23 protein-coding genes are annotated in these 24,903 nt (G+C 40.2%); 18 read left to right on the forward strand and 5 right to left on the reverse strand.

The annotated features are described in order from the left end of the window. The first annotated feature begins 155 nt into the window (after positions 1–155). The 4 genes from ASF92_RS10525 to ASF92_RS10540 all read left to right on the forward strand — a co-directional run bounded on the left by ASF92_RS10525 (position 156) and on the right by ASF92_RS10540 (position 4,730). A complete protein-coding gene (locus tag ASF92_RS10525; protein WP_056092102.1) occupies positions 156–536 on the forward strand; it encodes a LytTR family DNA-binding domain-containing protein in 381 nt (126 codons plus the stop codon). A gap of 356 nt (positions 537–892) precedes the next feature. Beyond that, entirely contained in the window at positions 893–2,422 is a 1,530-nt protein-coding gene (locus tag ASF92_RS10530) for a DEAD/DEAH box helicase (RefSeq protein WP_157263832.1), read from the forward strand. Positions 2,423–2,590: 168 nt separating this feature from the next. Beyond that, positions 2,591–3,676 (forward strand): glycosyltransferase, encoded by a 1,086-nt coding sequence (locus tag ASF92_RS10535; protein ID WP_056092108.1) that lies wholly within the window; start codon positions 2,591–2,593, stop codon positions 3,674–3,676. Continuing rightward, a complete protein-coding gene (locus tag ASF92_RS10540) occupies positions 3,660–4,730 on the forward strand; it encodes a glycosyltransferase (protein ID WP_082489531.1) in 1,071 nt (356 codons plus the stop codon). Before ASF92_RS10535 ends, ASF92_RS10540 begins: the two co-directional genes overlap by 17 nt. On the opposite strand, the gene ASF92_RS10545 is transcribed toward ASF92_RS10540, so the two are convergent. From ASF92_RS10545 to modA, 4 genes are all read right to left on the reverse strand, one after another. Further along, on the reverse strand, positions 4,716–5,537 hold the full coding sequence (locus ASF92_RS10545) for a glycosyltransferase family 2 protein (protein WP_056092114.1): 822 nt from the start codon (positions 5,535–5,537) through the stop codon (positions 4,716–4,718). The genes ASF92_RS10540 and ASF92_RS10545 overlap by 15 nt on opposite strands. A gap of 269 nt (positions 5,538–5,806) precedes the next feature. Beyond that, positions 5,807–6,436, reverse strand: a complete 630-nt coding sequence (locus tag ASF92_RS10550; RefSeq protein ID WP_056092117.1) for an ATP-binding cassette domain-containing protein — start codon at positions 6,434–6,436, stop codon at positions 5,807–5,809. Next, on the reverse strand, positions 6,433–7,098 hold the full coding sequence (modB, locus tag ASF92_RS10555; RefSeq protein WP_231729791.1) for a molybdate ABC transporter permease subunit: 666 nt from the start codon (positions 7,096–7,098) through the stop codon (positions 6,433–6,435). Before modB ends, ASF92_RS10550 begins: the two co-directional genes overlap by 4 nt. Before the next feature lie 20 nt (positions 7,099–7,118). Continuing rightward, on the reverse strand, positions 7,119–7,889 hold the full coding sequence (gene modA, locus ASF92_RS10560; RefSeq protein ID WP_056092123.1) for a molybdate ABC transporter substrate-binding protein: 771 nt from the start codon (positions 7,887–7,889) through the stop codon (positions 7,119–7,121). A 291-nt stretch (positions 7,890–8,180) separates the two neighbouring features. Here modA and ASF92_RS10565 point away from each other — a divergent pair, with 291 nt between their 5' ends. From ASF92_RS10565 to ASF92_RS10605, 9 genes are read left to right on the forward strand one after another with little or no spacing between them, the layout of a single operon-like run. Beyond that, positions 8,181–9,290, forward strand: a complete 1,110-nt coding sequence (locus tag ASF92_RS10565; RefSeq protein ID WP_056092127.1) for an XdhC family protein — start codon at positions 8,181–8,183, stop codon at positions 9,288–9,290. Next, positions 9,290–9,877, forward strand: a complete 588-nt coding sequence (locus tag ASF92_RS10570; protein ID WP_056092129.1) for an NTP transferase domain-containing protein — start codon at positions 9,290–9,292, stop codon at positions 9,875–9,877. The genes ASF92_RS10565 and ASF92_RS10570 overlap by 1 nt, the downstream gene beginning before the upstream one ends. Then, positions 9,877–10,857 (forward strand): GTP 3',8-cyclase MoaA, encoded by a 981-nt coding sequence (gene moaA / locus ASF92_RS10575; protein ID WP_056092132.1) that lies wholly within the window; start codon positions 9,877–9,879, stop codon positions 10,855–10,857. The genes ASF92_RS10570 and moaA overlap by 1 nt, the downstream gene beginning before the upstream one ends. Before the next feature lie 3 nt (positions 10,858–10,860). After that, positions 10,861–12,033, forward strand: a complete 1,173-nt coding sequence (glp, locus tag ASF92_RS10580) for a gephyrin-like molybdotransferase Glp (protein ID WP_056092134.1) — start codon at positions 10,861–10,863, stop codon at positions 12,031–12,033. A gap of 15 nt (positions 12,034–12,048) precedes the next feature. Further along, on the forward strand, positions 12,049–12,282 hold the full coding sequence (locus ASF92_RS10585; RefSeq protein ID WP_056092137.1) for a MoaD/ThiS family protein: 234 nt from the start codon (positions 12,049–12,051) through the stop codon (positions 12,280–12,282). Position 12,283: 1 nt separating this feature from the next. Beyond that, positions 12,284–13,390: a ThiF family adenylyltransferase gene (locus ASF92_RS10590; protein ID WP_056092139.1), complete on the forward strand. Its 1,107-nt coding sequence runs from the start codon at positions 12,284–12,286 to the stop codon at positions 13,388–13,390. Then, a complete protein-coding gene (locus ASF92_RS10595; protein WP_056092143.1) occupies positions 13,383–13,826 on the forward strand; it encodes a molybdenum cofactor biosynthesis protein MoaE in 444 nt (147 codons plus the stop codon). Before ASF92_RS10590 ends, ASF92_RS10595 begins: the two co-directional genes overlap by 8 nt. A gap of 1 nt (position 13,827) precedes the next feature. Further along, positions 13,828–14,736, forward strand: coding sequence for a bifunctional molybdenum cofactor biosynthesis protein MoaC/MoaB (moaCB, locus tag ASF92_RS10600; protein ID WP_056092145.1), 909 nt, complete (start codon positions 13,828–13,830; stop codon positions 14,734–14,736). Positions 14,737–14,748: 12 nt separating this feature from the next. After that, positions 14,749–15,576 (forward strand): MOSC domain-containing protein, encoded by an 828-nt coding sequence (locus tag ASF92_RS10605; RefSeq protein ID WP_056092148.1) that lies wholly within the window; start codon positions 14,749–14,751, stop codon positions 15,574–15,576. Positions 15,577–15,582: 6 nt separating this feature from the next. Here ASF92_RS10605 and cobA read toward each other — a convergent pair whose 3' ends face one another. Further along, complete coding sequence (cobA, locus tag ASF92_RS10610; RefSeq protein ID WP_056092151.1) at positions 15,583–16,365, reverse strand: uroporphyrinogen-III C-methyltransferase; 783 nt, start codon at positions 16,363–16,365, stop codon at positions 15,583–15,585. Positions 16,366–16,582: 217 nt separating this feature from the next. Here cobA and nirB point away from each other — a divergent pair, with 217 nt between their 5' ends. Genes nirB through ASF92_RS10635 form a run of 5 tightly spaced genes read left to right on the forward strand, consistent with a single transcriptional unit; the run spans position 16,583 to position 24,903 of the window. After that, a complete protein-coding gene (nirB, locus tag ASF92_RS10615; protein WP_082489532.1) occupies positions 16,583–19,099 on the forward strand; it encodes a nitrite reductase large subunit NirB in 2,517 nt (838 codons plus the stop codon). Between the two features lie 39 nt (positions 19,100–19,138). After that, entirely contained in the window at positions 19,139–19,483 is a 345-nt protein-coding gene (gene nirD, locus ASF92_RS10620) for a nitrite reductase small subunit NirD (RefSeq protein ID WP_056092154.1), read from the forward strand. A gap of 43 nt (positions 19,484–19,526) precedes the next feature. After that, positions 19,527–19,922 carry a hypothetical protein gene (locus tag ASF92_RS10625; RefSeq protein WP_231729792.1) on the forward strand — a complete coding sequence of 132 codons (396 nt, stop codon included), beginning with the start codon at positions 19,527–19,529 and terminating at the stop codon, positions 19,920–19,922. A 35-nt stretch (positions 19,923–19,957) separates the two neighbouring features. Next, positions 19,958–21,325, forward strand: a complete 1,368-nt coding sequence (locus ASF92_RS10630; RefSeq protein ID WP_056092160.1) for an MFS transporter — start codon at positions 19,958–19,960, stop codon at positions 21,323–21,325. 29 nt (positions 21,326–21,354) lie between these two features. Further along, positions 21,355–24,903 carry a nitrate reductase gene (locus ASF92_RS10635; protein WP_056092163.1) on the forward strand — a complete coding sequence of 1,183 codons (3,549 nt, stop codon included), beginning with the start codon at positions 21,355–21,357 and terminating at the stop codon, positions 24,901–24,903.

A 24,903-nucleotide genomic window follows, 5' to 3' on the forward strand; every position in this document is an offset into this window, starting at 1 on the left:
TAGCTCAATTTGAGTCATCCCAAACTAGTCGAAATCGGTGATGCAAAAGCCTGAACTTTCCTGCTTGATTTATATCTTAAATTATATTTGTGGCTTAAACGATATTCCAAAAAGTTGTGAACCAAACTTTTAGGGCTTCTTCGAGTTTAACATAAATGAAACATTCGGATAAGCAATACAGATGCGTAATTATTGATGATGATTTCAGTTCAATCAATATTTTAAAAGAATATATTTCAATGACCCCTAAACTGACGCTTGTTAAAAGCTATCTCAGCCCGGTTATGGCGGTTAATGAAATAAAAATGTTCGAAAAAATAGACTTTCTCTTTCTGGATATTAACATGTCTATCTCCGGATTGGATGTCGCCAAGATGCTGCGAGATACTACGGAATTTATCATTTTAATAACCGGTCATCCGGAGCATGCATTGCAAGCTTTTAGTGCACATGTAGATAAATTCTTAGTTAAACCCATTCCATTTGAAAAATTCCTGACTTCTGTAAATCAATTGTTGAAAAGGGAAATAAGATAGACTTTGGACATATTTAGCAGGTCGTAAATATACTGAACCGTAGAGCGCTCGGGAGTAAATTTATAGTCATCTTGCGATGGATTACAACACACTTATCTTCGCAGTTCGATATGTCCGGAGAGCCAAAAGAACAGCGCAAAGACCAATGTATATTATTCTAACCACCCATTCTGGGCTAATTACTCAATCTATATCAGCTAATCCCCCTTAAGATATTGTTCTATCTCTAAAAAAAATGCGCGCCAATATAGAGCATAAACACTGCTAAACACCGTGCATTTTTTATTTTTATCAATGCCATAAATTTTCCTCTGCACCAAACTTTTGTTTGCCTTCTAAGTTATCAATACATGGAGATGAACCCGATAGAACAAACGTTACCTGCCAATAAGAAGAAGCTTTATAATTATCAAAAACACGACCTGGATGTCTTATTCCAAAAACTTTCTGGTCATCCAGACGGGAGGGCCAGGTTATTATACCAGTTGCCAACGGGCGGAGGTAAAACAGTTGTTTTTTCTGAAATTGCAAAAAAATTTATAAGGGACTTTGGTAAAAAAGTGATTGTGCTCACCCACCGTATAGAACTCTGCCGCCAAACCACAACGGCATTAAAAAACAGTGGTGTTATTAACAAAGTGGTAGATTCTAAAGTTAAAAGTATCTCCAATAAAGATAAATTTGAGTGCTATGTGGCCATGGTGGAAACGCTAAAGCATAGAATCGATGACGGGCTAATCAACACTAAAGATGTTGGCCTGGTCATCGTTGATGAGGCACATCATAATTCATTTCATAAGTTGCTGGGCAAATTTGAAAATGCAGCAATAATTGGGGTTACCGCTACTCCTTTTTCTTCTGATGTAAATTTACCTATGAAACGGTTCTACAATGAGCTCATCCTTGGCGAACCCATATCTTCCCTAATCCAGCAGGGCTTCCTTGCCAGGCCAAGGATTAATAGCTATGAAGTAGAACTGAATTCCTTGCTCACGGGCCTGACCGGAGATTTCACGGTTAACTCTTCCGATGCTTTATATGGATCAGACGTAATGCTCGACCTGCTGATTCATGCCTATAAAACCTATTCATTTAAAAAGAAAACACTCATCTTTAACAATGGGATATTTGCTTCAAGGCGAGTCGAGGAAAAGTTCATAAAGGCCGGGCTACCGATCCGTCATCTCGACAATAAGACTCCGGCATCCGAGCGCACAGAAATACTCAGGTGGTTCAAAAAAACACGTGGTGCGATTTTGACATCCGTTTCTATATTGACCACAGGATTTGACGAGCCTTCTATCCAGTCTGTAATACTTTACAGAGCAACAACCTCTTTAACACTATACCACCAAATGGTGGGCCGTGGGGCACGTAGGTTCAACGGGAAGAAGACTTTTACATTGGTCGATTTGGGCAACAATACGGACAGGTTTGGTGATTGGGATGGCGAAGTGGACTGGCACCACGTATTTAACCATCCGGAAGTATATCATGAAAACCTCCACCACAGCGTTCAGCAAAATCATTTGATACCTGCTGAAATGAGAAACAATTTTCCCAATAGCTTAGAAGTCGCTTTTGATGTAACTCATGAATACCAAAAAGCTATTGATTCAGGACAAAAGTCAAAAATTGTCATTAGAGATTCTATTCGTCAGCACGCACTGATGTGCATTGATAATTGCGGAGGAGATATCAGCAGGGCGCTTGAATTAAGCAAATCGCTGGATAAAGAAATAGATTTTCGTATCAAACAGTACGGAAAATGCCTTACAAAGGTGACCAGAGATTACCTTAAATGGCTGGGCGAAGATTATCGTAGCAGATTAAATAAGCTGATACAAAAACTAATTAACAAGCAGGTATTGGCCCGAACCGGATAATCACATATCAGTTATTAAAAGCTGCATCCTGTCTATTGGAAAGCAATAATTTAAACACATTGGCTTTCAGATTCAATATGGTAACCAGGATTATTTAATCTTTTTCCATAATGCATTTCTTTAAAAAGACAAAACTTAGAGACGATTTTAGTTTATAAATAATTATCTATGAATATTGGCGTAATAGCACACCTCAAACATCCAATTAAAAAACCCTTTATGGGAGGCCTCGAAGCTTTCACATATGAAATTACCCAAAGATTAATCGCTAAAGGTCACCAGGTGACGTTATATGCCAGTGAACAGTCGGACCCGACGTTAAATGTTTCTGTCATCATCAGCGACATTGATTACGACCGGGAGACTTTTAGCAGGTTCCGTTCACATGAGCTTAGTGAAGATTTTATTTCTACTCATCACGCCTATCTGGAACTTATGCAGGACATAGACGGCAAGGGGCATGATGTGATATTCAATAATAGCTTAAACTATGTTCCCGTAACCATGGCTACGCTTATCAATACCCCGATGGTTACGGTTTTGCATACACCTCCGATTTTTGAATTAAAACGGGCAATGTCGCATGAGCGAAAAAGTGGTAAAATCAGGTATGTCAGTGTATCCAACTCGAATGCAATTGCGTGGCAACCTTACCTAAATGCCTGTGAGGTGATTACGAATGGTGTTGATGTTGATAAATGGAGGTATATTGACCAACCCACCGGTAAATATGTAATCTGGTTCGGCCGTATCCATCCGGATAAGGGTACACATATTGCCATCCAGGCCGCAAAAATTGCGGGTTTCAAAATCAAGGTTGCAGGCAGTATTGCAGATCATCACTATTACCACACTTATGTGGAATCCCTATTGGATGATCAGGTAGAACTTTTAGGAAACTGTTCTCATGAGGAACTAAATTTGTTGATTGGAAATGCATTATGCTCCGTTATCACACCTTGCTGGGAAGAACCTTTTGGATTGGTTGTTGCCGAAAGCCTGGCTTGCGGGACGCCGGTTGCAGGCATAGCGAAAGGCGCACTACCCTACTTGCTCGATAATCAAACAGGTTGCTTAACCGATAGTAATAATCCCGCTGAATTGGCTGTTTGTATCAATAAGGCAATACAGCTGAATAGAGAAAACTGCAGAAAATATGCAGAAGAAAAACTTAATGTCGAGTGCATGGTAGATGCATACGAAATGTTATTAATGGATACAATTGAGCAGCAAAAGAATGTCCCGGCCTATTAACATTGCTTTTTACGTTCATCACCATGGTTCAGGTCACATTATGCGTACCCTGGCAATTGCAAAGGCTTTGCAACACAGTAATATTACGCTGATCGGAAGCAGGCTAACGGATTATGCAGGCATTATTCCGCCAGCCTATAATGTGATTAATCTGCCCATGGATACACCTGAAAATACGGATACAAATTTTAGGCCTTCCGACCCTGAAGGCATACATTATGCCCCGTTAAATATTGAAGGGCTGCGAAAAAGGATCGCTTTAATGACAGATTTTTTCGCTGAAACATTCCCTTTATTATTGGTGATCGATGTTTCGGTAGAGGTTGCCATGCTTGCAGCAATAGCGGGGGTACCTTTTATCGTGATAAAGCAACATGGATACCGAAAAGACTTACCACATTTGCATGCTTATCATAATGCTATCGGCATATTGGCGCCTTATCCGGAAATAATGAAAGATAACGACTTACCATGGGTGTTAAAGAAAACCTTTTTTGCCGGCGGAATCTCTCGTTTTGAGTTACAGCATGATGTGTCCAGCCCCGACAAAAAACTAATCGCAATAATTACCGGTAAGGGTGGTACAAGTATTACTACCGCTTTAATTGAACATATTGCCCGCTCTTGCCCGGAATGGCATTTTCAAATAATGGGAGGCCTGACATCGTCTACCAACAAACAAGAAAACGTGACCTACCTTGGGAATATAGAAGACCCAAAGCATATACTGGCAAATTGCACCATTGTTATCGGGAATGCCGGCCACAATACGGTTATGGAACTAGCCGCTTTAAATAAAAGATTTATAGCGATACCCGAACAACGGCCTTTTGATGAACAATCGATTAAAGCGGGAATTCTAAAGCAGCTTAACCTCGCATACATTATTAATCCCGAAAGCCTGTTCAAAGTTAATTGGAATGAATTGTTTCAATATACCAGTAAACAAAACCCTGACTGGACATCAATCGCATCAGATAATGCGGCGACTGAGGCAGCCAATTATTTGATACAAACCTATCATGAGTTATTTAAAAACTCAGCTATGCTTTAAAACAGCGGATATTTCGTCGGGTGTCGGTAACTTCAATAGGTTTATCTGCCCGTTAATAAACCTGGTATATCCCATTTCACAAAATTTTTTCAGCCAGCCCTCCATTGGCCATAGCCCCCATTTAGCTTTGAAACGCGTTGCATTTTTAACAATAGGTTCAATATGATTTATGGGCGGGTCATAACTTGGATGGTACTGATGGTACGCAAATGCATCAATTGTTATGAAATCAACTCCGTTTTTATTTGCTGAAAAAGCAAAATCTGTATCCTCTGCGCCATAGCCGGAAAAACCTTCATCAAAACCGCCGATTTTTGAATAAGTAGCCTTTGAGCAACCGAAATTTAATGACCAGAACAATTGATAGGGATATTGATCTAGCTCACCGCGTACGGGATCAGGAATACTAACCTGAGACATTACCTGGAGTAAATCGGGTGCCTTCATAACGGTTTTTGTTAAATATTTTACCCGTCCTGAAATCAGGATGTTTTCTTCATTCAGTATCTTATCATAAGCCTCAATAAAATTGACTGATGGAATACAGTCCGCATCCAGGAATATCATAGTATCAAAAGAAGCCTTTCGTACGGCAAAATTTCTGGCATGGGCCAGTGGCAGTAAGTCGATTGAAGACAATGTATATTCTTTAACGGGAAAAGGCAAGCCGGACAATCCGTATTTATCCTCATTCATGTGTACAATCACGAGTTCAGCAGGCAAACTTGTGCCATTGCACAGTCCGCTTATCATATTAAGTATGGCAGATTTGCGGTTTTTTACGATCGTTAGGAGCGATATATTCATATTTTTCTAACCAATATTATCAAAAATGGTTTGGTTACCCGACAGCTCTATGTTTTAAGCCTATTGCATAGCATAAAAGTTTGATTTGATAATTCATTTAAGGTTGTCTTTTTAGGTAAGCAAAAGATAACCCCAGGGTAAGCATAGGTTCAGGCACTGCATGTCCGTTAACCCAGATGCCCGTTAACAAGTGGTTGAACTACAAAAGATATGATTGGTGTCTGGTATCAATTGTCGATGATAAAACCAGGAAGATATAATCCATTATTTTAATTTCCGTAGCTTTTAAAGTTAAATACATAACCACTATGCTCACCAAATTCATTATCGTGATGGCTGGCGAAGATTACCGTGGTTTTTTGCTCCGCCAGCAAGGGTATGAGTTTATTTATAAACCTCAATTTTAATTCAGCATCAAGTGCGGCAAATGGCTCGTCTAATAAGAGCAGCTTAGGTTTTGTAGATAATGCCCGGAGTATGGCGAGGCGTTGTTGCTGTCCGCCTGAAAGTTGTTTGGGAAGCCTGTTTTCCAAATGCGCCATTTCACCAAATTCCAGCAGCCTGTTAATATAAGCCAGGTCATCTGTGCCATATTTGAGATGCGCTTTAACCGTCATATTCGGGAACAAAGCATAGTCTTGGAAAACAAAACCAATTTGACGTTCCTGAACCTCTTTCGAAATTTTTTCTTCTTTATCAAACCACACCTTATCGTCGACGGTGATGGTTCCGGCATCTGGTAGGATGAGTCCTGCAAGTATTTTGAGTAAAGTCGTTTTTCCGATTCCCGAAGGACCAGCTATTCGTGTAATAGAATTGGAATGGAAAGCGGTATTAACTTTAAGTTCAAAATTTCCATATCTGCCGCCGATGCGCTTAATGATATCAATCTTTATCATTCGAATGGACTTTTTACAGCATTTCTGTTTACTACGAAAACGCCTATTACAATAATAAAAGTTATCGCAAATAAAATAAGTGCGTAGGAATTTGCAGAATTGTAATCCATCGTCTCCACGGCATCATAAATAGCTACCGAGGCAACCCTGGTTTCCCCAGGGATATTTCCACCTATCATCAAAACAACGCCAAACTCACCGAGCGTATGTGCGAAGGTGAGTACCGCAGCCGTAAGAATAGAAGGTTTAATGTTCGGCAAGAGCACGTAAAAAAAAGTCTGAATTTTTGATTTTCCCATTAAATAGGAGGCCTGCGATATAGATTGGGGTAGATGAGCAAACGCTGCTTTTATGGGGCTAATCATAAATGGAAGGCTATAAATAATGGATGCAATTACAAGACCTTTAAAAGAAAACACCAGTTGTAAATCAAAATTACGGTGCAGCCAAATCCCAAATGCATTTTTGGGACTGAAAGCAAGGAGCAAATAAAACCCAAGTACAGATGGAGGCAATACCAGTGGCATCGTAATCAATCCTTCAATAACCAGCTTTATAATGTTTTGTTTTCGCGATAACCAGTAGGCTATTGGTATTCCAATAAACAGAAGTAAAATTGTTGTAATGATGGCCAGTTTTATACTCAACCAAATCGGTTCCATGTCCATTTTACTTATAATATTTATTTAGGAAGATGATAACCATTACTTGCTATAATTTTTCTTGCATATGATGAAGAAAGATAATCATAAAATTTTTGAGCATTACCATTTCCAGATTTTTTAGCGTAGGAAAGTAGGATCACAGCCTGTTCAATTTTTCCATAACTTTTTTCCTCCACCCTTGCCCATTTCAATTTTGTTTTATCGCTTTTTTCGTATAGGAAGGATTCAGTTGTAAAACCCAAATCAACAACACCTGTTTGAATATAGGTATTTACCTGAGCGATACTTTCTCCGTAGACCAGCTTATTTTTAAGTTTTTTATCCAGTTTATAAAACTTTAAGCTTTCCTCGGCTGCCTTGCCGTAGGGCGCAGTTTTTGGATTTGAAATTGCAACCTTACTAACCTGTCCTGAGCTCAACAAAGCCGGCCAGTTCTTTAAATCTGCAATGGCAGAACCACAAACAATTAAACTGCCTAAAGCATAAACCTTAGGTTTCGCCAATCCGAATCCATCATTAAAAAGCCTGTGTGGAAACGCAGTATCTGCTGATAAAAACACCTCATAAGGTGCGCCATTGATAATTTGACTAGTAAGTTTACCCGACGCACCAATGACGGCTTCAGTTTCAATGCCAGTTCGTTTCTTAAAATCGGACTGCAACTTTTTGATAAGACCATGTGCATTAGCGGCGACAGCAATACGCAGTTTTTGAGCTGATAAATTAAAATTAATTGTCAGTAAAATTAATAGAAATACACCGGCACAAAAAGACTTTATACTAATCATAAGCGATAAAATTAATGAATTTAATCTTTTTATTTTCCTAAACGCTCTAGAAAACAGGCAAACCGCTTTTAACTTTTCTCTGATAATTCTTCTTCTTTTTGCGCATGCCTAAGCATTATGTTTGCCACGGAAGCACGAAAAACTTTGATTTCCTCCGTGATTTCCGTGTTTCCGTGGCTAATAATTTTTGCAAATGTTTTAAAGCAATTTCCCTGCGCCAGAAAAACCCTTTGATATGGAAAAATTTAAGTTAATTTTATCCGGGGCTTTAGTCCCGGCTTTTAACATCCTATGAAAGAAATAGCCGACATCATTGGCGCCTATAATAGCGCCCTTAAAGAAAATCGCAAAGCAGCACTGGCAACCGTGGTTAAAGTAGAAGGATCTTCTTACCGGAGGCCTGGCGCCCGAATGCTCGTAACTGATGACGGTATGTTAACCGGTGCCATTAGCGGTGGCTGTCTGGAGGGCGACGCACTTCGTAAAGCGCTTTCGGCAATCCATCAAGGGGAAAACAAACTCGTAACCTACGATACAACGGATGAAGATGATGCCAAGTTTGGCGTTCAATTGGGTTGTAACGGCATCGTTTATATTCTTTTCGAACCCATTTTCGAGGAAGATGAGTTTAACCCGATTGAAATGTTAAAATCAGCAAATGCGAAAAGAGAAAATTGTGTAATCGCAACTTTATTCTCGCTTGAAAACAAAAAGCAGCCAGGCACAGTAATGCTATTCCGGGAGCAGGAATGGCTTGAAAAAATTACAGATGAAATTTCAGGATCAGTTAAAAATGATGCTTTCGATGTACTGAAATTAAAGCTATCCAGATTCGAGAATTATACTCTAGGAGAAGATGATTTCGAAGCTTTTCTCGAATTTATCACCCCTCCTGTTCAACTGATTATCGCCGGCGCCGGGAACGATGCACAACCATTAGCTGAAATGGCTCATATTTTAGGCTGGGAAGTTATTGTAGCCGATGGACGTCAGACGCATTGTTCATTTCAAAGGTTTCCAAATGCCAGGCAGGTTTTAATTGCAAAACCCGACCAGCTTCTTTCAAAGATTGAAATTGACGGCCAGACTGCTTTCGTGCTCATGACACACAATTACAACTATGATGCGGCACTTTTAAACCTGCTTTTAGATACAAACGCACCTTACATTGGCAGCCTTGGACCGAAAAAGAAATTAATCAGAATGCTGGAAGAACTCAATAAAACTGACCAGGAATATCGAATTCATGGCCCGATTGGTTTAGACATTGGCGCAGAAACTGCCGAAGAAATTGCTGTATCCATCATCGCTGAAATTAAGGCTGTGTTTTCAGGTGCATCAGCAGGCATGCTAAAGGAAAAGAAAAATCCGATACATTTTTACGATTTAAAGCGGAATTAATGAGTACAGCAATTGTTATCTTAGCTGCAGGCGATTCAAGCAGAATGGGAAGACCAAAGCAGTTGCTAAAATTTAACGGACAAACTTTGTTGAATATAGTGATAATAGAATCGCTGAAAACAATATTCAGGCCGGTAGTTGTTGTACTCGGCGCCTATGCAGTAGAAATACAGCAAGCGTCAGCAAATCCGGATGTGATTTACAGCGTTAATAAAGATTGGGAAAACGGGATGTCATCAAGTATTTCTTTGGGATTGAAAGTAGCGCTGGAGAACAATCCGAAAATTGAGGATGTAATTATAACAGTAGCCGACCAGGCTCATATTTCATGGGAAATATTTGAAGAACTACGAAGCAAACAGGAAAAGTCGCAAAAAAATATTGTGGCTTCAGCTTATGCGCAAACAACAGGCACGCCTGCATTGTTCAATAAAAAGTATTTCGAAGAATTACTAACCTTGAATGGTGCGAAAGGTGCTAAAAGTTTAATAAAACAATATGTTGAAGACACTACAACTATCCCTTTTGAATTGGGACATATTGATATCGACACAGAAACAGACTATAATAATTTAATAAACAATTAATGATAGCGGATTCGTTTGGAAGAGTGCATGATTATTTGCGAATATCATTAACCGATAATTGCAATTTCCGTTGCTTTTATTGCATGCCCGAAGAGGACTACGATTTTACTCCGGCATCCAGATTGATGCAACCTAACGAGGTTTTGGCTCTGGCAAGCACTTTTGTGGAACAGGGTGTAAAGAAAATCCGTTTGACCGGCGGCGAACCATTGGTTCGTAAAGATGCAGCAGAAATTATTTTAGCCCTCGGCAAACTTCCCGTTGAACTGGTTATTACAACCAACGGAACAAGAATTGCAGAAATGCTGCCTGTTTTAATTGAAGCCGGAATTAAATCTGTCAACATCAGCCTGGATACTTTACAGCCAGAGAAATTCTTCATGATTACCAGGCGGGATGTTTTTCATCAGATAAGAAGCAACATCGAATTATTATTGCAGCACAAGATTGCTGTAAAAATAAATATGGTGGTGATGAAAGGACTTAACGATGGTGAAATAAAAGATTTTATCGATTGGACAAAACACAATCCAGTTCAAATCAGGTTTATCGAATTTATGCCTTTTGCCGGCAACAAATGGACCAGCAATAAAATGTTTTCTCTTGAAGAAATATTGGCTGTGGTAGAAAAATATTTTGTGGTTTTGCCTGTAAAATCGGCGCCTAACGATACAGCGAAAAGCTTTATGATTCCCGGACACGAAGGTTCGTTTGCCATCATCAGCACCATGACGGCCCCGTTCTGCAGCACCTGCAACCGAATGCGGTTAACCGCAGATGGCAAAATAAAAAACTGCCTGTTTTCTGATGGTGAAACTGATTTACTAACCGCACTCAGAAATAATGAAGACGTACTTCCGCTGATAAAGGCTTCGATCTGGAGCAAGAAAAAAGAACTGGGCGGACAGCTTCTAACCAACTTCGAAAACATTGATGCAGATGCCATCAAAAACAGGAGCATGATTACCATTGGAGGATAAAAAATGATTGGTGTTGAGGAAGCCAAAAAACTGATAAGTGAAAATATTTCACCTTTGAAATCCAGGTTGAAGCCGCTGGAGGCATCTTCAGAACACATTCTTGCTCAGGATGTATCCGGTGCTTACGATATCCCGGCTTTTCGCCAATCTTCTATGGATGGCTACGCCATTATTTTCGATGACAAGGACAAGGAACTTGATTTAGTTGGAGAAATGGCGGCCGGAACTGCAAATCAGTTTATATTGAAAAATGGTCAGACCAGCAGAATATTTACGGGTGCGCCACTTCCTGAAGGCGCAGATACCGTTGTAATGCAGGAACGAACCATCAAAAATGGAAATCAAATAAGTTTCAGCGACGACAAATTGATTTCAGGTTCCAACGTTCGGAAGGTGGGTTCAGAAATTCGTTCAGGTGAACTGGCCATGCAAAAAGGAGATTTACTTACACCTGCTGCAATGGCTTTTCTGGCGGGAATTGGAATCAGCGAGGTTGAGGTTTATCCCATGCCTAGGGTTGCAATTATCCTTACGGGAAATGAGTTGCAACAGCCCGGCTTGCCGCTAAACTTCGGTCAGGTTTACGAATCAAACTCCTATTCGCTTTCAGCAGCGCTAAAAAAAGAAGGTATTCACGACATAGAAATTTTAAAAGCGGAAGATACTTTGGAAATACTTACTGAAGTATTAAAGTCAGCACTCGAAAATAATGATGTTGTATTGTTAACTGGCGGTGTTAGTGTGGGCGATTATGATTTTGTAATCAAGGCTGCTGGAGATTGCGGTGTAAAGCAAATTTTCCACAAGGTGAAACAGAAACCAGGAAAACCTTTATTTTTTGGAAAACAAAAGGATAAAGTTATTTTTGGCTTGCCGGGAAATCCGTCGTCAGTACTCAATTGCTACTATAATTATGTTGTTCCAGCGGTTAAAATGCTGTCGAATAAGCAAAACAGTATATTGGAAATTAGTGCCGAACTAACGCACAACTATACCAAACCTAAAGGTCTGACACATTTTTTAAAAGGCAATTATAAAGATGGAAAAGCAACACCACTAGGTGCCCAGGAATCTTACCGTTTGAGTTCTTTTGCGCAGGCAAATTGCCTGATTCAATTAAATGAAGAAGATGAAAATTTTACTACAGGCAAAATTGTAAATGTAATTTTAATTTAGATTTTAGATCAAAAAATGCAAATAGAATTAATCAGTTTTGGAAAGATTTCAGACTTCATCAGCAATCAAATTCTTGAAATTGAAGGAATTGAAACTACGGATGATTTGAAAAAACACCTGGAAAAAAATTTCCCTGGTCTCGCTGATATCAAATATAAATTAGCATTGAATAAAAACCTGGTTCAGCAAAACAGCGAGATTAAAAACAGAGACAGCATTGCCATAATGCCGCCATTTTCCGGAGGATAAAATGAATACGGAACGATATCAAAGGCAAATCATCTTAAAGGGTTTTGGCATGGAGGGGCAAGAACGTCTTACTATGGCGAAAATTCTGGTTATCGGAGCCGGCGGTTTAGGCTGTCCTGCCTTGCAATATCTGGTTGCCGCGGGTGTTGGCTTAATAGGCATTGCAGACCATGATGTTGTCGAGATTTCGAACTTACAGCGGCAGGTTTTGTTTGGATCATCAGATTTAGGCTTATTGAAAGTTGAAGTCGCAGCGAAACGCCTTAAACAATTGAATCCGGAAGTTAAAATCATCCTTCATCCTGTTTCAATTGATAAACAAAATATACTCGAAATCATCAGCCACTATGACTTTATATTTGATGGGACCGATAATTTCGAATCCAGATACCTGATTAACGATGCTTGTACACTGCTTAAAAAGCCCCTGATTTTTGCAGCCGTTTCAGGCTTTGAAGGTCAGCTGGCTGTTTTCAATGTAGAAGATGAAAGTGGAATAAAAACCAATTACCGTGATTTATTTCCTGTTTCGCCAGCGACCGGAGAAATCCCAAACTGTTCTGAAAATGGTGTTTTAGGTGTTGTGCCGGGGATTATCGGAACAATGGCAGCGGGCGAAATCATTAAATTGATTGCCGGAATCGGGAAGCCTCTGATAAACAAACTGCTCCATTATAACCTGCTGACCCAGGAACAATATGAAATTAATATATCTCCATCTGATGAATACAAGCAATTGGATTCCAAAGCAGATTTCATGAATCATTACAAAGAAAACACGAGCCAAAGTTACATGGAAATTAATCTGCAGCAAATGAACGAGTTGCGTAATCATCCATCAACAGTCATTATCGATGTTCGTGAGCGGCATGAATTTCCTCAATTGGATTCCAATATTTACAAACAAATACCAATGGCAGAATTTGCAGGCTTTGCATCATCTGAAATTGAACAACAAAACATTATATTAATTTGCCAGCATGGAATAAGAAGTGTAGCCGCAGCCGAAACCTTGCATCAGAAATATGGCGAAACAAAAAACATATATAGCCTTAAAGGCGGAATTTCCAAATGGCGCCGCCATTTTTTAACAAAACAGCATGAGTGAAAAAAAAATCAAAAACATATTTGTAACCGGATCAATCGCACCTGAGTTTATTGCAAAAAGCATCAGTAACCACAGCCCAAAAACAAGTATCGGCGGTCACAGTATTTTTTTAGGCCAGGTACGGAAAGATGAGGTAGACGGCAAATTGGTTTCTGCAGTTGAATATACCGCCTTTGAAGAATTGGCATTGACCAAGATGCATGAAATAAGGGAGGCTATTTTTTCTAAATACCCGCTTAGTTGCCTGCATGTTCATCACAGTCTGGGTGACATCAAAGCAGGTGAAATTTGCCTTTTTGTATTCACATCTTCAAAACACAGAAAACCTGCCATTGAAGCCTGCAATGAATTGGTAGAAAGAATAAAAGCAGAACTCCCGATTTGGGGAAAGGAAATATTTACTGACGAAACACATCAGTGGAAAGAAAACAGTTAACATGGTAAACATTACAAAGAAATCCAATACTTTAAGAAAAGCAATTGCCAGCGCAACACTATGTGTTTCCAAACAGGAAACGATTGATGCCGTAGTGCAAAGAAAAGTGCCCAAAGGCGATGTTTTTGAATTTGCAAGGGCGGCAGGTTTATTTGGAGTGAAAAGAACAAGTGATGTAATTCCTGACTGCCATCCACTTCCTGTTGAATACACTTCGATAACCTTCGAAATCAGCGGATTGGAAATAAATATTCTTGTTGAAGTACATACGATTTACAAAACAGGCGTAGAAGTTGAGGCCATGCATGGTGCCTCCGTTACGGCTTTAACGATGTACGATATGCTGAAACCCATTGATAAAGGTATCGAAATCAGAAACATTAAGTTACTCGAAAAATCAGGTGGGAAATCAGACTTAAAAAACAAACAGTTTCCCGAACTTAAAGCAGCAGTTGTGGTGTGCTCGGATTCTGTTTTTGAAAAACAAAGTGAAGACTACTCAGGAAAGGCTGTTATTTCAAGACTGGAACAATTAGGGATAGAAACCCTGAAATACGACGTCGTTCCCGATGAGATTGAATCAATAAAAAGTAAGGCTTTGCAATTATCCGGAAGCGAACATCAGCTTTTAATTTTTACAGGTGGTACTGGCTTGTCGCCACGTGATGTTACGCCCGAGGCCATTTCACCACTTCTTAATAGAACAATTGACGGCATTATGGAAACAGCAAGACGTTATGGCCAGGAACGGATGCCCTATGCCATGCTGTCAAGAGGTGTTGCAGGTTTCATTGGTGAAACACTTGTGATAACATTGCCGGGCTCAAAAAATGGCGTTGAAGAAACAATGGATGCTTTATTCCCTCAGGTACTCCATCTGTTCAAAATCAATAAAGGTCAAAAACATTGATATCTTTAGCACATGAGTAAGTTAGTCGTTTCAGGCATCTATGTTTATCCAATCAAATCTCTTGGAGGAATAAGCTTAAGCGAATCTCTGGTTGAAGAAAAAGGCCTGCAGTACGATAGAAGATGGGTCTTAACAGATGATACGGGTTTATTTATTACCCAACGGAAATATCCCCTGCTATCTCTGCTGCAGGTTAGCATCTCTGATGATGTAGTTACTGTTTTCCATAAAGAAAATCCAAAGCAAAAAATTTCCTTCGGTATTAGCCAACAAATCGGCGAACAGATCCCGGTTACAATATGGGATGACCTGACCAAAGGCATTGAGGTTGATGCGGAGGTGAGCAAATGGTTTTCCGATTATATGAATATGGAAGTAAAGCTCTTGCGGATGCCAGAGCAAGAACGCAGAAATGTAGATTCAAGGTATGCCGGCAATGATGAAATTGTGAGTTTTGCTGATGGTTATCCTTGTCTGATAATCGGGCAATCATCCCTTGATGAACTCAATACGAAACTCGAAAAACCAATTTTAATGGATCGCTTTCGTCCAAATATTGTGTTTACCGGAGGCGAACCGCATGCTGAAGATGGCATTAGCGAATTCGAAATCGATAAAATTTCATTCTCAGCCGTTAAACCCTGCGCCAGGTGCGTTTTAGTTACAGTTGACCAGCAGCACGGTACTAAAAGCCCGGAACCTTTGAAAACATTGGCCAAATACAGAACGTTGAACAATAAGATAATGTTTGGGCAAAACCTCATTCACAAGGGTTCAGGCTCCATTAAAATTGGAGCAGAAATAAAAATTAAGTCTACAAAAGAAAAAATTTTTAGCTAACCTATTTTAAGCACTAAACCTCACTGGCTTCATCTTCTGGTAATATTGCTGTCCGGACATAATTTCTCTTGCTTTAACAACATCCCCTATTATGATAATTGCAGGAAAAGCTAAACCTTCTCTTAACGCCATCTCCTGAAGGTCTTTTACCTCACACTTACCCTGTCTTTGTTGTGGTAGTGTGGCATGTTGTATAATTGCCGCAGGCGTATCACCCAAACCAGCCATTTTATATGCCGTTGATATCTCTGCAAGTTTTTTCATTCCCATATAGATAACTACTGTTGCCGATGTTTGCATGGCACAAGCCAAATCTTTAGATAAGCTGCCATCCTTCTTCGTTCCGGTGATAATCCATACGCTTTCACTGATACCGCGATGCGTTAAGGGAACATCGATAAAACCAGAACCTTGCATACTGCTGATGCCGGGAATATATTTAGAAGTTATTCCATGTGTCTCTGCATACAACAGTTCTTCAAATCCTCTGCCAAAAATAAATGGGTCGCCGCCCTTTAAACGAACAACAACTTTATGACTTTTGGCATATTTAACGATTAATTCGTTAATTCTTTCTTGTGGCGTGCAGTTTTCGTACGGTTTTTTACCTACATAAACCATTTTGCATCTTTCAGGTGCAATATCCAGCAATTCAGCGTTACTTAAGTTATCATAAAGTATAACTTCAGCTCTTTTTAACACATTATATGCTTTTAAGGTCAATAATTCTGGATCTCCAGGGCCCGCACCTATTATAAAAAGCCCAAAATCTTCACTTTTTAACTCCATAATTTTAATGATTTAGCTATTTAAATATAAAAGTGATGAAAATTTATTAAAAATTATAATATTTTATGACATAAATCATATTTTTATAAAATTAATTAAACAAATACATATATTTGAATATCAAAAATCATAAAATATACACAATCATTAAAATAAAGCTCACTCAAATCCAATAATTATCCAAAAAACTCCAATTCTTAACAAAACACTTAACGTCATGAATAAATTAAAAATAATTGTAATCGGAAATGGAATGGTAGGATACAAATTCTGCGAGAAATTAAAATCTAAATCTGATTCGTTTAAATTAATTGTTTTCGGAGAAGAACCCAGGAGAGCATATGACCGGGTTCATTTAAGTGCTTATTTTAGTGGCAAAACAGCTGAAGACCTTTCTATGTCCACAGCATCCTGGTATGAGGAGCAAGAGATTGATTTATATTTAAACAATCCTGTAACCGGTGTTAACAGAGTCACCAAAACCGTTTCTACTTTATCAGGTGAACAGTTTAGTTATGATTTTTTAGTTTTCGCAACGGGTTCGGCAGCATTTGTACCTAATATAAAAGGTATAGAGAAAGAAGGTGTTTTTGTGTATCGAACCATCGAAGATTTGGATTTAATTTCAGCATACTCAAAAAACGCAAAAAAAGCATCTGTTATCGGTGGCGGGTTATTGGGCCTTGAGGCGGCAAAAGCGTTAATAGATTTAGGAATTGAAGAAACCAGTATCATTGAGTTTGCGCCGCGATTGATGCCCAGGCAAATTGATATGGCGGGAAGCGAAATGCTGAAATCAATGCTAACGGATCTTGGTTTACAAATCCTCCTGAATAAAAACACGAGTAGCATAGCGGGCGAAAACAACATCATCGGATTAAAATTTAGTGATGATACCGAACTGGCAGTTGATATGCTCGTGATCTCAGCGGGAATTAAGCCCAGAGATGAATTGGCCAGACAATGCGGAATTACAGTTGGCCCAAGGGGCGGAATTGTGGTAGATGCCGAGATGCAAACCAACGACCCATGTGTTTTCGCTATTGGTGAATGTGCGCTCTTTGAGGAAATGATTTACGGACTTATTGCTCCGGGTTATGAAATGGCGGAAGTACTGGCATCCAACCTTTGCGCACAAAGTAAATCTTTCAAAAGCTTTGATATGAGCACAAAACTTAAACTCATTGGTATCGACGTTGCAAGTTTTGGCGACCCATTCATCAATGAGCCGGATTGCCGCACCATAGTTTTTGAAAATAAGCACAAAGGAATTTATAAAAGAATAAACATTAGTAATGACGGGCAGTACCTTTTAGGAGGTATTTTAATTGGCGATGCAACAGCATATAATATGCTGTTGCAAACCAGTGTAAACCGAATCGCATTGCCCGAAAATCCTGAAGAATTAATCCTGGGCAGCCGGGGCGGCGAGCAGGCTGGCGCAGGCATTACGAGTTTGCCCGATGAGGCGCTGATTTGCAGTTGCGAAGGTGTAACTAAAGGCGATATCTGTAATTCTGTTACTGAACAGGGCTGTGAAACACTAGATGGCATAAAAAAATGCACCAAAGCCGGAACAGGTTGCGGTGGTTGTTTACCAATGGTAAAAGATTTAATGCTCCATACCCTGAAAGCACAGGGCAAATATGTCAGGAATGTGATTTGTGAACACTTCAACTACAGCCGCCAGGAATTGTACGACCTGATTCACATTCATGAGCTAAAAAGTTATGATGAAGTGTTAGATAAATTAGGCGAATCTGATGGTTGCGAAACCTGCAAACCTTTAGTTTCCTCACTCCTTGCCAGTCTTTGGAATGAGATGATTCTCAAAAAAGGCAATGATACTGCTCAGGATAGCAATGACCGCTTTTTGGCCAATATTCAAAAAGGAGGCTCTTATTCTGTTGTTCCCCGTGTGGCTGGTGGAGAAATTACCCCCGAAAAACTTATTGTTATTGGCGAAGTAGCCAAAAAATACAACTTATATACTAAAATTACCGGCGGCCAAAGAATTGATATGTTCGGCGCCCATTTAAATGATTTGCCAATTATATGGGAAGAGTTAATCGCTGCAGGTTTTGAAAGCGGTCATGCCTATGGCAAAGGCTTAAGAACCGTAAAAAGTTGTGTGGGAAGTACCTGGTGCAGATTCGGATTACATGACAGCGTAAGTTTTGCCATCCGGATTGAAGAAAGATACCGTGGAATCAGAGCGCCACACAAATTTAAATCTGCCGTAAGCGGCTGCATACGTGAATGTGCAGAGGCCCAAAGCAAGGATTTTGGAATCATCGCTACCGAAAAAGGCTGGAACCTTTATGTATGTGGTAATGGCGGTAGCAAACCGCAGCACGCTTTGTTATTAGCTTCGGATGTAGATAGCGAAACCTGTATCAAATACATCGACAGGTTCCTAATGTTCTATATCAGAACAGCCGACCCTTTAACGCGTACGGCCACCTGGCTGAATAAAATGGAAGGCGGCATAGACTACCTGCGGAATGTGGTGGTTAATGATAGCCTTGGTATGGCTGCAAAGTGGGAATCGGAAATTGAAAAACTCGTGGATACATACAAATGTGAATGGAAAGAGGCCGTTGAAAATCCGGCAATCAGAAAACGCTTTTCGCACTTCGTTAACGCGCCAGAAGAAAAAGACCCAACAATCGAATTTGTAGAAATGAGAGGGCAGAAACGCACGCCTGAATGGAATACTTCTAACCAAATATAAAATCAACCAACAAATTATCAAACCTAAACTCAAAATATTATGACAGAAACAAAAAACAATTGGTTAGCCGCCTGTCGTGTTGAGGATGCAGTAGAGAATGGAGGCGTGTGTGTAAAAAACGGAGACGAACAAATTGCGCTCTTTTATTTCACTAGAAGAAATGAATGGTATGCGACACAGAATGAATGTCCGCATCGTAAGCAAATGGCCCTAAGCCGGGGCATGATTGGAACACTTACTGACGAACCTAAAGTAGCGTGTCCATTTCATAAAAAGAATTTTTCCTTGAAAACCGGCGAATGCTTAAGTGGAGATGAGTGTGCGATTAAAACCTATCCGGTAAAAGTAGAAGACGGAACGGTTTACATCGCCGTAAATTCTTAGCATGTAGCCCCATAACCCAGCAGACAAACCAAAACTAAACATCATGAAAATTAAAAAATATGTAGCTTTTTTAAGCTGCCTTGCTATATCCATGCTTTCATTCGTGGTTAAAGCTCAAACCAAGGCGACCTTATTCGATGGAACAATTGTAGCAGGCTATGTAGACCATGGCGCTTACCTCAATTGCGTTGGACCGAGTATTAAGTTTAGCAAAAAACCTTTTTCCATTTCTGCCGGTTTACTTCCGAGTTTAAGAATAAAAGAAGACAAAGTACCGTCCGGAGCTACAAAGAACAGCTTACTGACACCCAATCTCGGTTTTGGCTTAACCGCCGCCTTTCATCATTTCGCTGTTCAGCTGCCATTTTATTATAATGCGAAAACAGCTGTAAAGAACGGCGAATGGAATGTAGGTGCAGGACTAGGCTACAAATTTTAACAGGAATCAGCTTTTTAAAATCTAAACCAATCCTCATGACAGCTCAAACAACAAATAAACCTTTAGAAAAACTTAATATATTTTCATTGAAAGGGGTTCAAATGAAAACCTTTCACATTACCTGGCTTACCTTCTTCTTTTGCTTTTTTGCATGGTTTGGAATGGCGCCCCTGATGAAAATAGCTAGGGAACAATTGCACCTCACCAAAGACCAGGTAGGAAACATACAAATTGCATCTGTTTCGGCAACCATTCTGGCCAGGCTTTTAATCGGAAGGCTAATCGATAAATTTGGGCCCAAGTCAATTTACACCTGGCTTTTAGTGCTTTGCGCAATACCTGTTCTACTTATCGGAACCAGCCAATCCTACACCTCATTTTTACTCTTTCGATTAGCCATCGGTATTATCGGCGCATCTTTCGTAATTACGCAATTCCATACCTCAATTATGTTTGCATCCAACATAAAAGGAACAGCAAATGCTACTGCAGGTGGTTTCGGAAATGCCGGAGGCGGTGCTGCAAATGTTTTTATGCCATTAATCGCATCAGCATTAACGGCTCTTGGTTTTTGCAGTTCGGCAGATAGCTGGCGTTACGCGATGATTTTCCCGGGCATAATGCTTTTAGTCTGCGCTTTTTTATACCATCGTTATACGCAGGATAGCCCACAAGGTGATTTTAAAAATCTGGAAGATGAAACCATTAAAAGCAGCAAGAACACCTTCTTAATTGCTGCGAAAGATTACCGTACCTGGATTTTAACCATCGCTTATGCCGCCTGTTTCGGTGTAGAGATAACGGTTGATAATTTCGCACCTATTTTCTTTACAGATTCCTTTGGTGCAACCATAGCCATAGCAGGTTTAGTTGCCGGAATTTTTGGATGGATTAATATTTTCGCCAGGCCCATGGGTGGTATCGTGGCCGATAAAATTGGAAAAGTATGGGGTTTTGATGGCAAAACACTTTTACTTTCCATTCTACTTTTGATTGAAGGAATTGGCCTGCTCTGGTTTGCTAAATCAGGCAATATCGGAATGGCGATTTTCATGATGTTCATTTTCGGGCTAAGTTTAAAAATGGCTAATGGCGCTACATACAGTCTTGTTCCTTTTATAAATCCTGTAGCAGTTGGTAGTGTGGCCGGAATTGTTGGCGCCGGAGGAAATATTGGCGCCATGTTAATTGCTTTCCTGTTTAAATCGCAAGCCGGCCACCTTACAAAATCAGCTATCGAAAACGGGAAAACTGTTCAGAAAGATTTGATTGATTATACCGCAGCTTTCACATCACTCGGCTACATTATCCTGGGTATAGGCATTGCTGTTTTTATTTTCAGAACAGTAATGGCACAAAAGAAAGCAAAGGTTGAGGAACTCACGCTAGCCACGGGCAATTAATTTCATTTACACCCTTCAAAAAATCTTAATTGAATATAGAGCACAACAAAGCAAACACCAATACAACAACCTGCTGCTACTGCGGAGTGGGTTGCGGCATTGTGCTTAATAAGGATAATCAGGAAAGAATTACCGTTGAAGGAGATAAAAACCATCCGGTAAACAAGGGCATGCTTTGCAGCAAGGGCATGAACCTGCATTATACAGCAAACGACAAGAGCGATCGCCTGCTTTATCCGGCAATGCGTTACAACAAAAATATGCCACTGCAACAGGTAAGCTGGGATATGGCACTTGAACGAACTGCAATGGTTTTTAAAGCACTGATAGCGAAATATGGTCCTGACAGCGTGGCTTTTTATGCGAGCGGACAATGCCTGACCGAAGAATATTATGTTGTAAATAAATTAATGAAAGGCTTTATCGGTAGCAATAATATCGATACCAACAGCCGCTTATGTATGAGCAGTGCGGTTGTTGGTTATAAAATGAGTCTGGGCGAAGATACCGTTCCAATTAGTTATGATGATATTGAAATTGCGGACTGTATTTTCGTTGCCGGTGCTAACCCAGCCTGGTGCCACCCTATTTTATGGCGAAGGGTTGAGGCTGCAAAGGCCAGTAATCCTGATTTAAAAATCATTGTTAGCGACCCAAGGAAAACCCAAACCTGCTCATTGGCAGATGTCCATTTACAACTTAATCCCGGCACGGATATAACCTTACACCATGCTTTAGGAAGGTGTTTAATTGAAGATGGAAAAATTGATGTTGATTTTATCTCAGCCAGTACAAATGGTTATGAAAAATACCGCTCTACGGTTTTTGAAACTTCGGTAGCCGGGGCAGCCAAAATTTGTGGCATTGAAGAAAGCGATATTCGGTTGGCTGCATCTTTTATCGGCAACGCTACGGGTTTCATTTCGATGTGGACCATGGGGCTTAATCAAAGTGTCGTCGGCACAAACAAAAACCTTTCCCTCATTAACCTCAATTTAATTACAGGCAACATTGGCAAACCAGGCAGCGGTCCTTTTTCCCTTACCGGGCAGCCAAATGCCATGGGTGGCAGAGAAGTTGGCGGATTGAGTAGTTTACTTCCGGCACATCGAAATTTAGCGGATGAAAGCCACCGCAACGAAGTAGAAAAGTTCTGGCAGATTCCACTTGGAACCATTCAGCCAAAACCCGGACTTACCGCTACCGAAATGTTTGATGAACTGAATACCGGAAAGCTTAAAGCCATCTGGATTTTATGCACCAATCCACTCATTAGCCTGCCCGATGTTCGCCGGGCAGAAGAAGGTCTGAAAAAAGCGAAGTTTGTGGTTGTTCAGGACATCAGCAATAAAGTAGAAACTTTAAAATACGCTGATGTGGTTTTACCGGCAGCGGCCTGGGCCGAAAAAGAAGGTACCATGACCAATGCCGGTCGCTATATTTCCTATTTAAGTAAAGTGTTACAAGCGCCAGGCGAGGCTTTGCCTGATGCAGAAATTATTTGTCGCTTTGCAAAAAAAATGGGTTACAAAGGATTTGACTTTGAGGATTCATCAGCTATTTACGATGAACACGCCGCGTTAACCGAGGGAACAAACATCGATATCAGCGGACTGAATTATCAGATTCTGAAAGAAAAAAGAGCTGTCCAATGGCCATACCCAAAAGGTGAGCTATCATCGGGAACGAAAAGGTTGTTCGAAAACCATCAATTTTACACGCCAGACAAAAAAGCAAATATCATTTCTTTTGATAGCCAGAATCAATCGGAGCCATTAACCCCTGAACACCCACTCATTTTAACGACAGGAAGAATCAGAGACCAATGGCATACCCGCAGCAAAACCGGAAAAGTAAACAAACTGAATCAGCACATAAGCGAATCTTTTCTGGAAATCCATCCCGCGGATGCGGAAAAAAGAAATATTAAGGACAATGATGTCGTGGAGATGTCCAGCCTGAGGGGAAACGTGAGGTTAAAGGCAAAATTATCAGCAGATATAAAACCCGGCGTTGTTTTTATGCCCATGCACTGGGGTAAAATTCTAAAAAGTGACCTTAACAGGGCTAACAATGTGACCAATAACCTTGTCGACCCACTAAGTAAAGAACCCGATTTTAAATTTACAGCGGTAGAGGTAAACTTGTATAAGAAACCACGCCAAAAGATTATTGTTATAGGCGCCGGTGCGGGCGCTTGTGGTTTTGTAAAAAGTTACAGGGCTTTAAATGTTGAAGATGATATCGAAATATTCAGCAAAGAAGATTTTCCATTTTACAACCGTGTGCTCCTGCCCGATTACATTGTTGGCACGCTACCCTGGCATAACCTTGTTAAAATGAGCGATAGTGAGGAATCTGATTACCGGATTAAACTTCACCGCGGCTTAGGAATAGAAAAAATCAACAAAAACGATAAAACTATTCTGGATGGTAAAGGTGAAATTCATCATTACGACATCCTTATCCTGGCAACAGGCAGCAGGGCTTTTATGCTTAAAGACCTTCCCCCGCTTAAAGGAATATTTACCATGAGAAGCCGCACTGATGCGGATAACTTTAAAAAACATGCCACCATGACAAATGGCAAAGTTGTTATTGTTGGCGGTGGCTTATTAGGTATTGAGCTTGCCTCTTCACTGGCAGAGAAAGGGTCAAAAGTTACGGTTATTCAGCGAATTTCAAGATTAATGGGCAGACAGCTTGATGCTTTAGGCAGTCAGTTGCTGCATGAGGAACTGCTGAGTAAAGGCATCGAAATTTTATATAATGATGAGATTGGCCGTGTGATTGGAGAAAAGGAAATATCAGGCGTTCGTTTAAAAAGCGGTTTATACCTGGATTGTGAATCGCTGATTATTGCAATTGGAACCGTGCCAAATACAGAGTTGATTAAAGATGCGGGTATTGAATGTAAACGAGGTGTCGTTGTAGATGAGTACTTGAAAACAAGTGAAAATGATGTTTATGCCATCGGCGAAATTGCCGAACTTTATGGTCAGATGTACGGCATTACCGCAGCAGCGGAACAACAGGCAGAAATTGTAGCCCGATATTTATGTGGCGATATCTCTAAATTTTATCAGGGTAGCTTGCTGATGAATATACTTAAAATGCATAGCCTGGAATTATGTTCTTTGGGTTTGGCGGAAGTACCTGAAAACGACCCTGAATACGAAGAAATTACATTTATCGACAAAGCAAAACGTTATTACAAAAAGTGTATCGTTCATAACGATAAGCTGGTTGGCGCAATATTAATCGGCGATAAAAATGAGTTTCTTGAGTTCAGAAACCTGATAGAAAACAAAATGGAGCTGAGCGAAAAAAGGCTGCAGCTTTTAAGAAGCGGAAAAACAGCCGAACCTGTTCTTGGCAAAACCGTTTGCACCTGTAATAATGTTGGCGAGGGCAATTTAATTAACAAGATCAAAGACGGCTGCAAAGACCATTTACAACTTTGTCAGCTTACCGGTGCCGGAATGGGTTGCGGAAGTTGCCGCCCGGAAGTTAAAGCCATTCTCGATTCCTTTGTAAATGTTTTAAAAACCAAACCCGAAACTGTTTTAGCAAACTAA

It is taken from the genome of Pedobacter sp. Leaf176 (assembly GCF_001424305.1).
In the GTDB taxonomy this organism is placed as follows: domain Bacteria; phylum Bacteroidota; class Bacteroidia; order Sphingobacteriales; family Sphingobacteriaceae; genus Pedobacter.

Coding starts and splice junctions, on each gene's coding strand:
- ASF92_RS10525 (WP_056092102.1), top strand. CDS start 156: ATGAAACATTCGGATAAGCAATACAGATGCGTAATTATTGATGATGAT.
- ASF92_RS10530 (WP_157263832.1), top strand. CDS start 893: ATGAACCCGATAGAACAAACGTTACCTGCCAATAAGAAGAAGCTTTAT.
- ASF92_RS10535 (WP_056092108.1), top strand. CDS start 2,591: ATGAATATTGGCGTAATAGCACACCTCAAACATCCAATTAAAAAACCC.
- ASF92_RS10540 (WP_082489531.1), top strand. CDS start 3,660: ATGTCCCGGCCTATTAACATTGCTTTTTACGTTCATCACCATGGTTCA.
- ASF92_RS10545 (WP_056092114.1), bottom strand. CDS start 5,537: ATGAATATATCGCTCCTAACGATCGTAAAAAACCGCAAATCTGCCATA.
- ASF92_RS10550 (WP_056092117.1), bottom strand. CDS start 6,436: ATGATAAAGATTGATATCATTAAGCGCATCGGCGGCAGATATGGAAAT.
- modB (WP_231729791.1), bottom strand. CDS start 7,098: ATGGAACCGATTTGGTTGAGTATAAAACTGGCCATCATTACAACAATT.
- modA (WP_056092123.1), bottom strand. CDS start 7,889: ATGATTAGTATAAAGTCTTTTTGTGCCGGTGTATTTCTATTAATTTTA.
- ASF92_RS10565 (WP_056092127.1), top strand. CDS start 8,181: ATGAAAGAAATAGCCGACATCATTGGCGCCTATAATAGCGCCCTTAAA.
- ASF92_RS10570 (WP_056092129.1), top strand. CDS start 9,290: ATGAGTACAGCAATTGTTATCTTAGCTGCAGGCGATTCAAGCAGAATG.
- moaA (WP_056092132.1), top strand. CDS start 9,877: ATGATAGCGGATTCGTTTGGAAGAGTGCATGATTATTTGCGAATATCA.
- glp (WP_056092134.1), top strand. CDS start 10,861: ATGATTGGTGTTGAGGAAGCCAAAAAACTGATAAGTGAAAATATTTCA.
- ASF92_RS10585 (WP_056092137.1), top strand. CDS start 12,049: ATGCAAATAGAATTAATCAGTTTTGGAAAGATTTCAGACTTCATCAGC.
- ASF92_RS10590 (WP_056092139.1), top strand. CDS start 12,284: ATGAATACGGAACGATATCAAAGGCAAATCATCTTAAAGGGTTTTGGC.
- ASF92_RS10595 (WP_056092143.1), top strand. CDS start 13,383: ATGAGTGAAAAAAAAATCAAAAACATATTTGTAACCGGATCAATCGCA.
- moaCB (WP_056092145.1), top strand. CDS start 13,828: ATGGTAAACATTACAAAGAAATCCAATACTTTAAGAAAAGCAATTGCC.
- ASF92_RS10605 (WP_056092148.1), top strand. CDS start 14,749: ATGAGTAAGTTAGTCGTTTCAGGCATCTATGTTTATCCAATCAAATCT.
- cobA (WP_056092151.1), bottom strand. CDS start 16,365: ATGGAGTTAAAAAGTGAAGATTTTGGGCTTTTTATAATAGGTGCGGGC.
- nirB (WP_082489532.1), top strand. CDS start 16,583: ATGAATAAATTAAAAATAATTGTAATCGGAAATGGAATGGTAGGATAC.
- nirD (WP_056092154.1), top strand. CDS start 19,139: ATGACAGAAACAAAAAACAATTGGTTAGCCGCCTGTCGTGTTGAGGAT.
- ASF92_RS10625 (WP_231729792.1), top strand. CDS start 19,527: ATGAAAATTAAAAAATATGTAGCTTTTTTAAGCTGCCTTGCTATATCC.
- ASF92_RS10630 (WP_056092160.1), top strand. CDS start 19,958: ATGACAGCTCAAACAACAAATAAACCTTTAGAAAAACTTAATATATTT.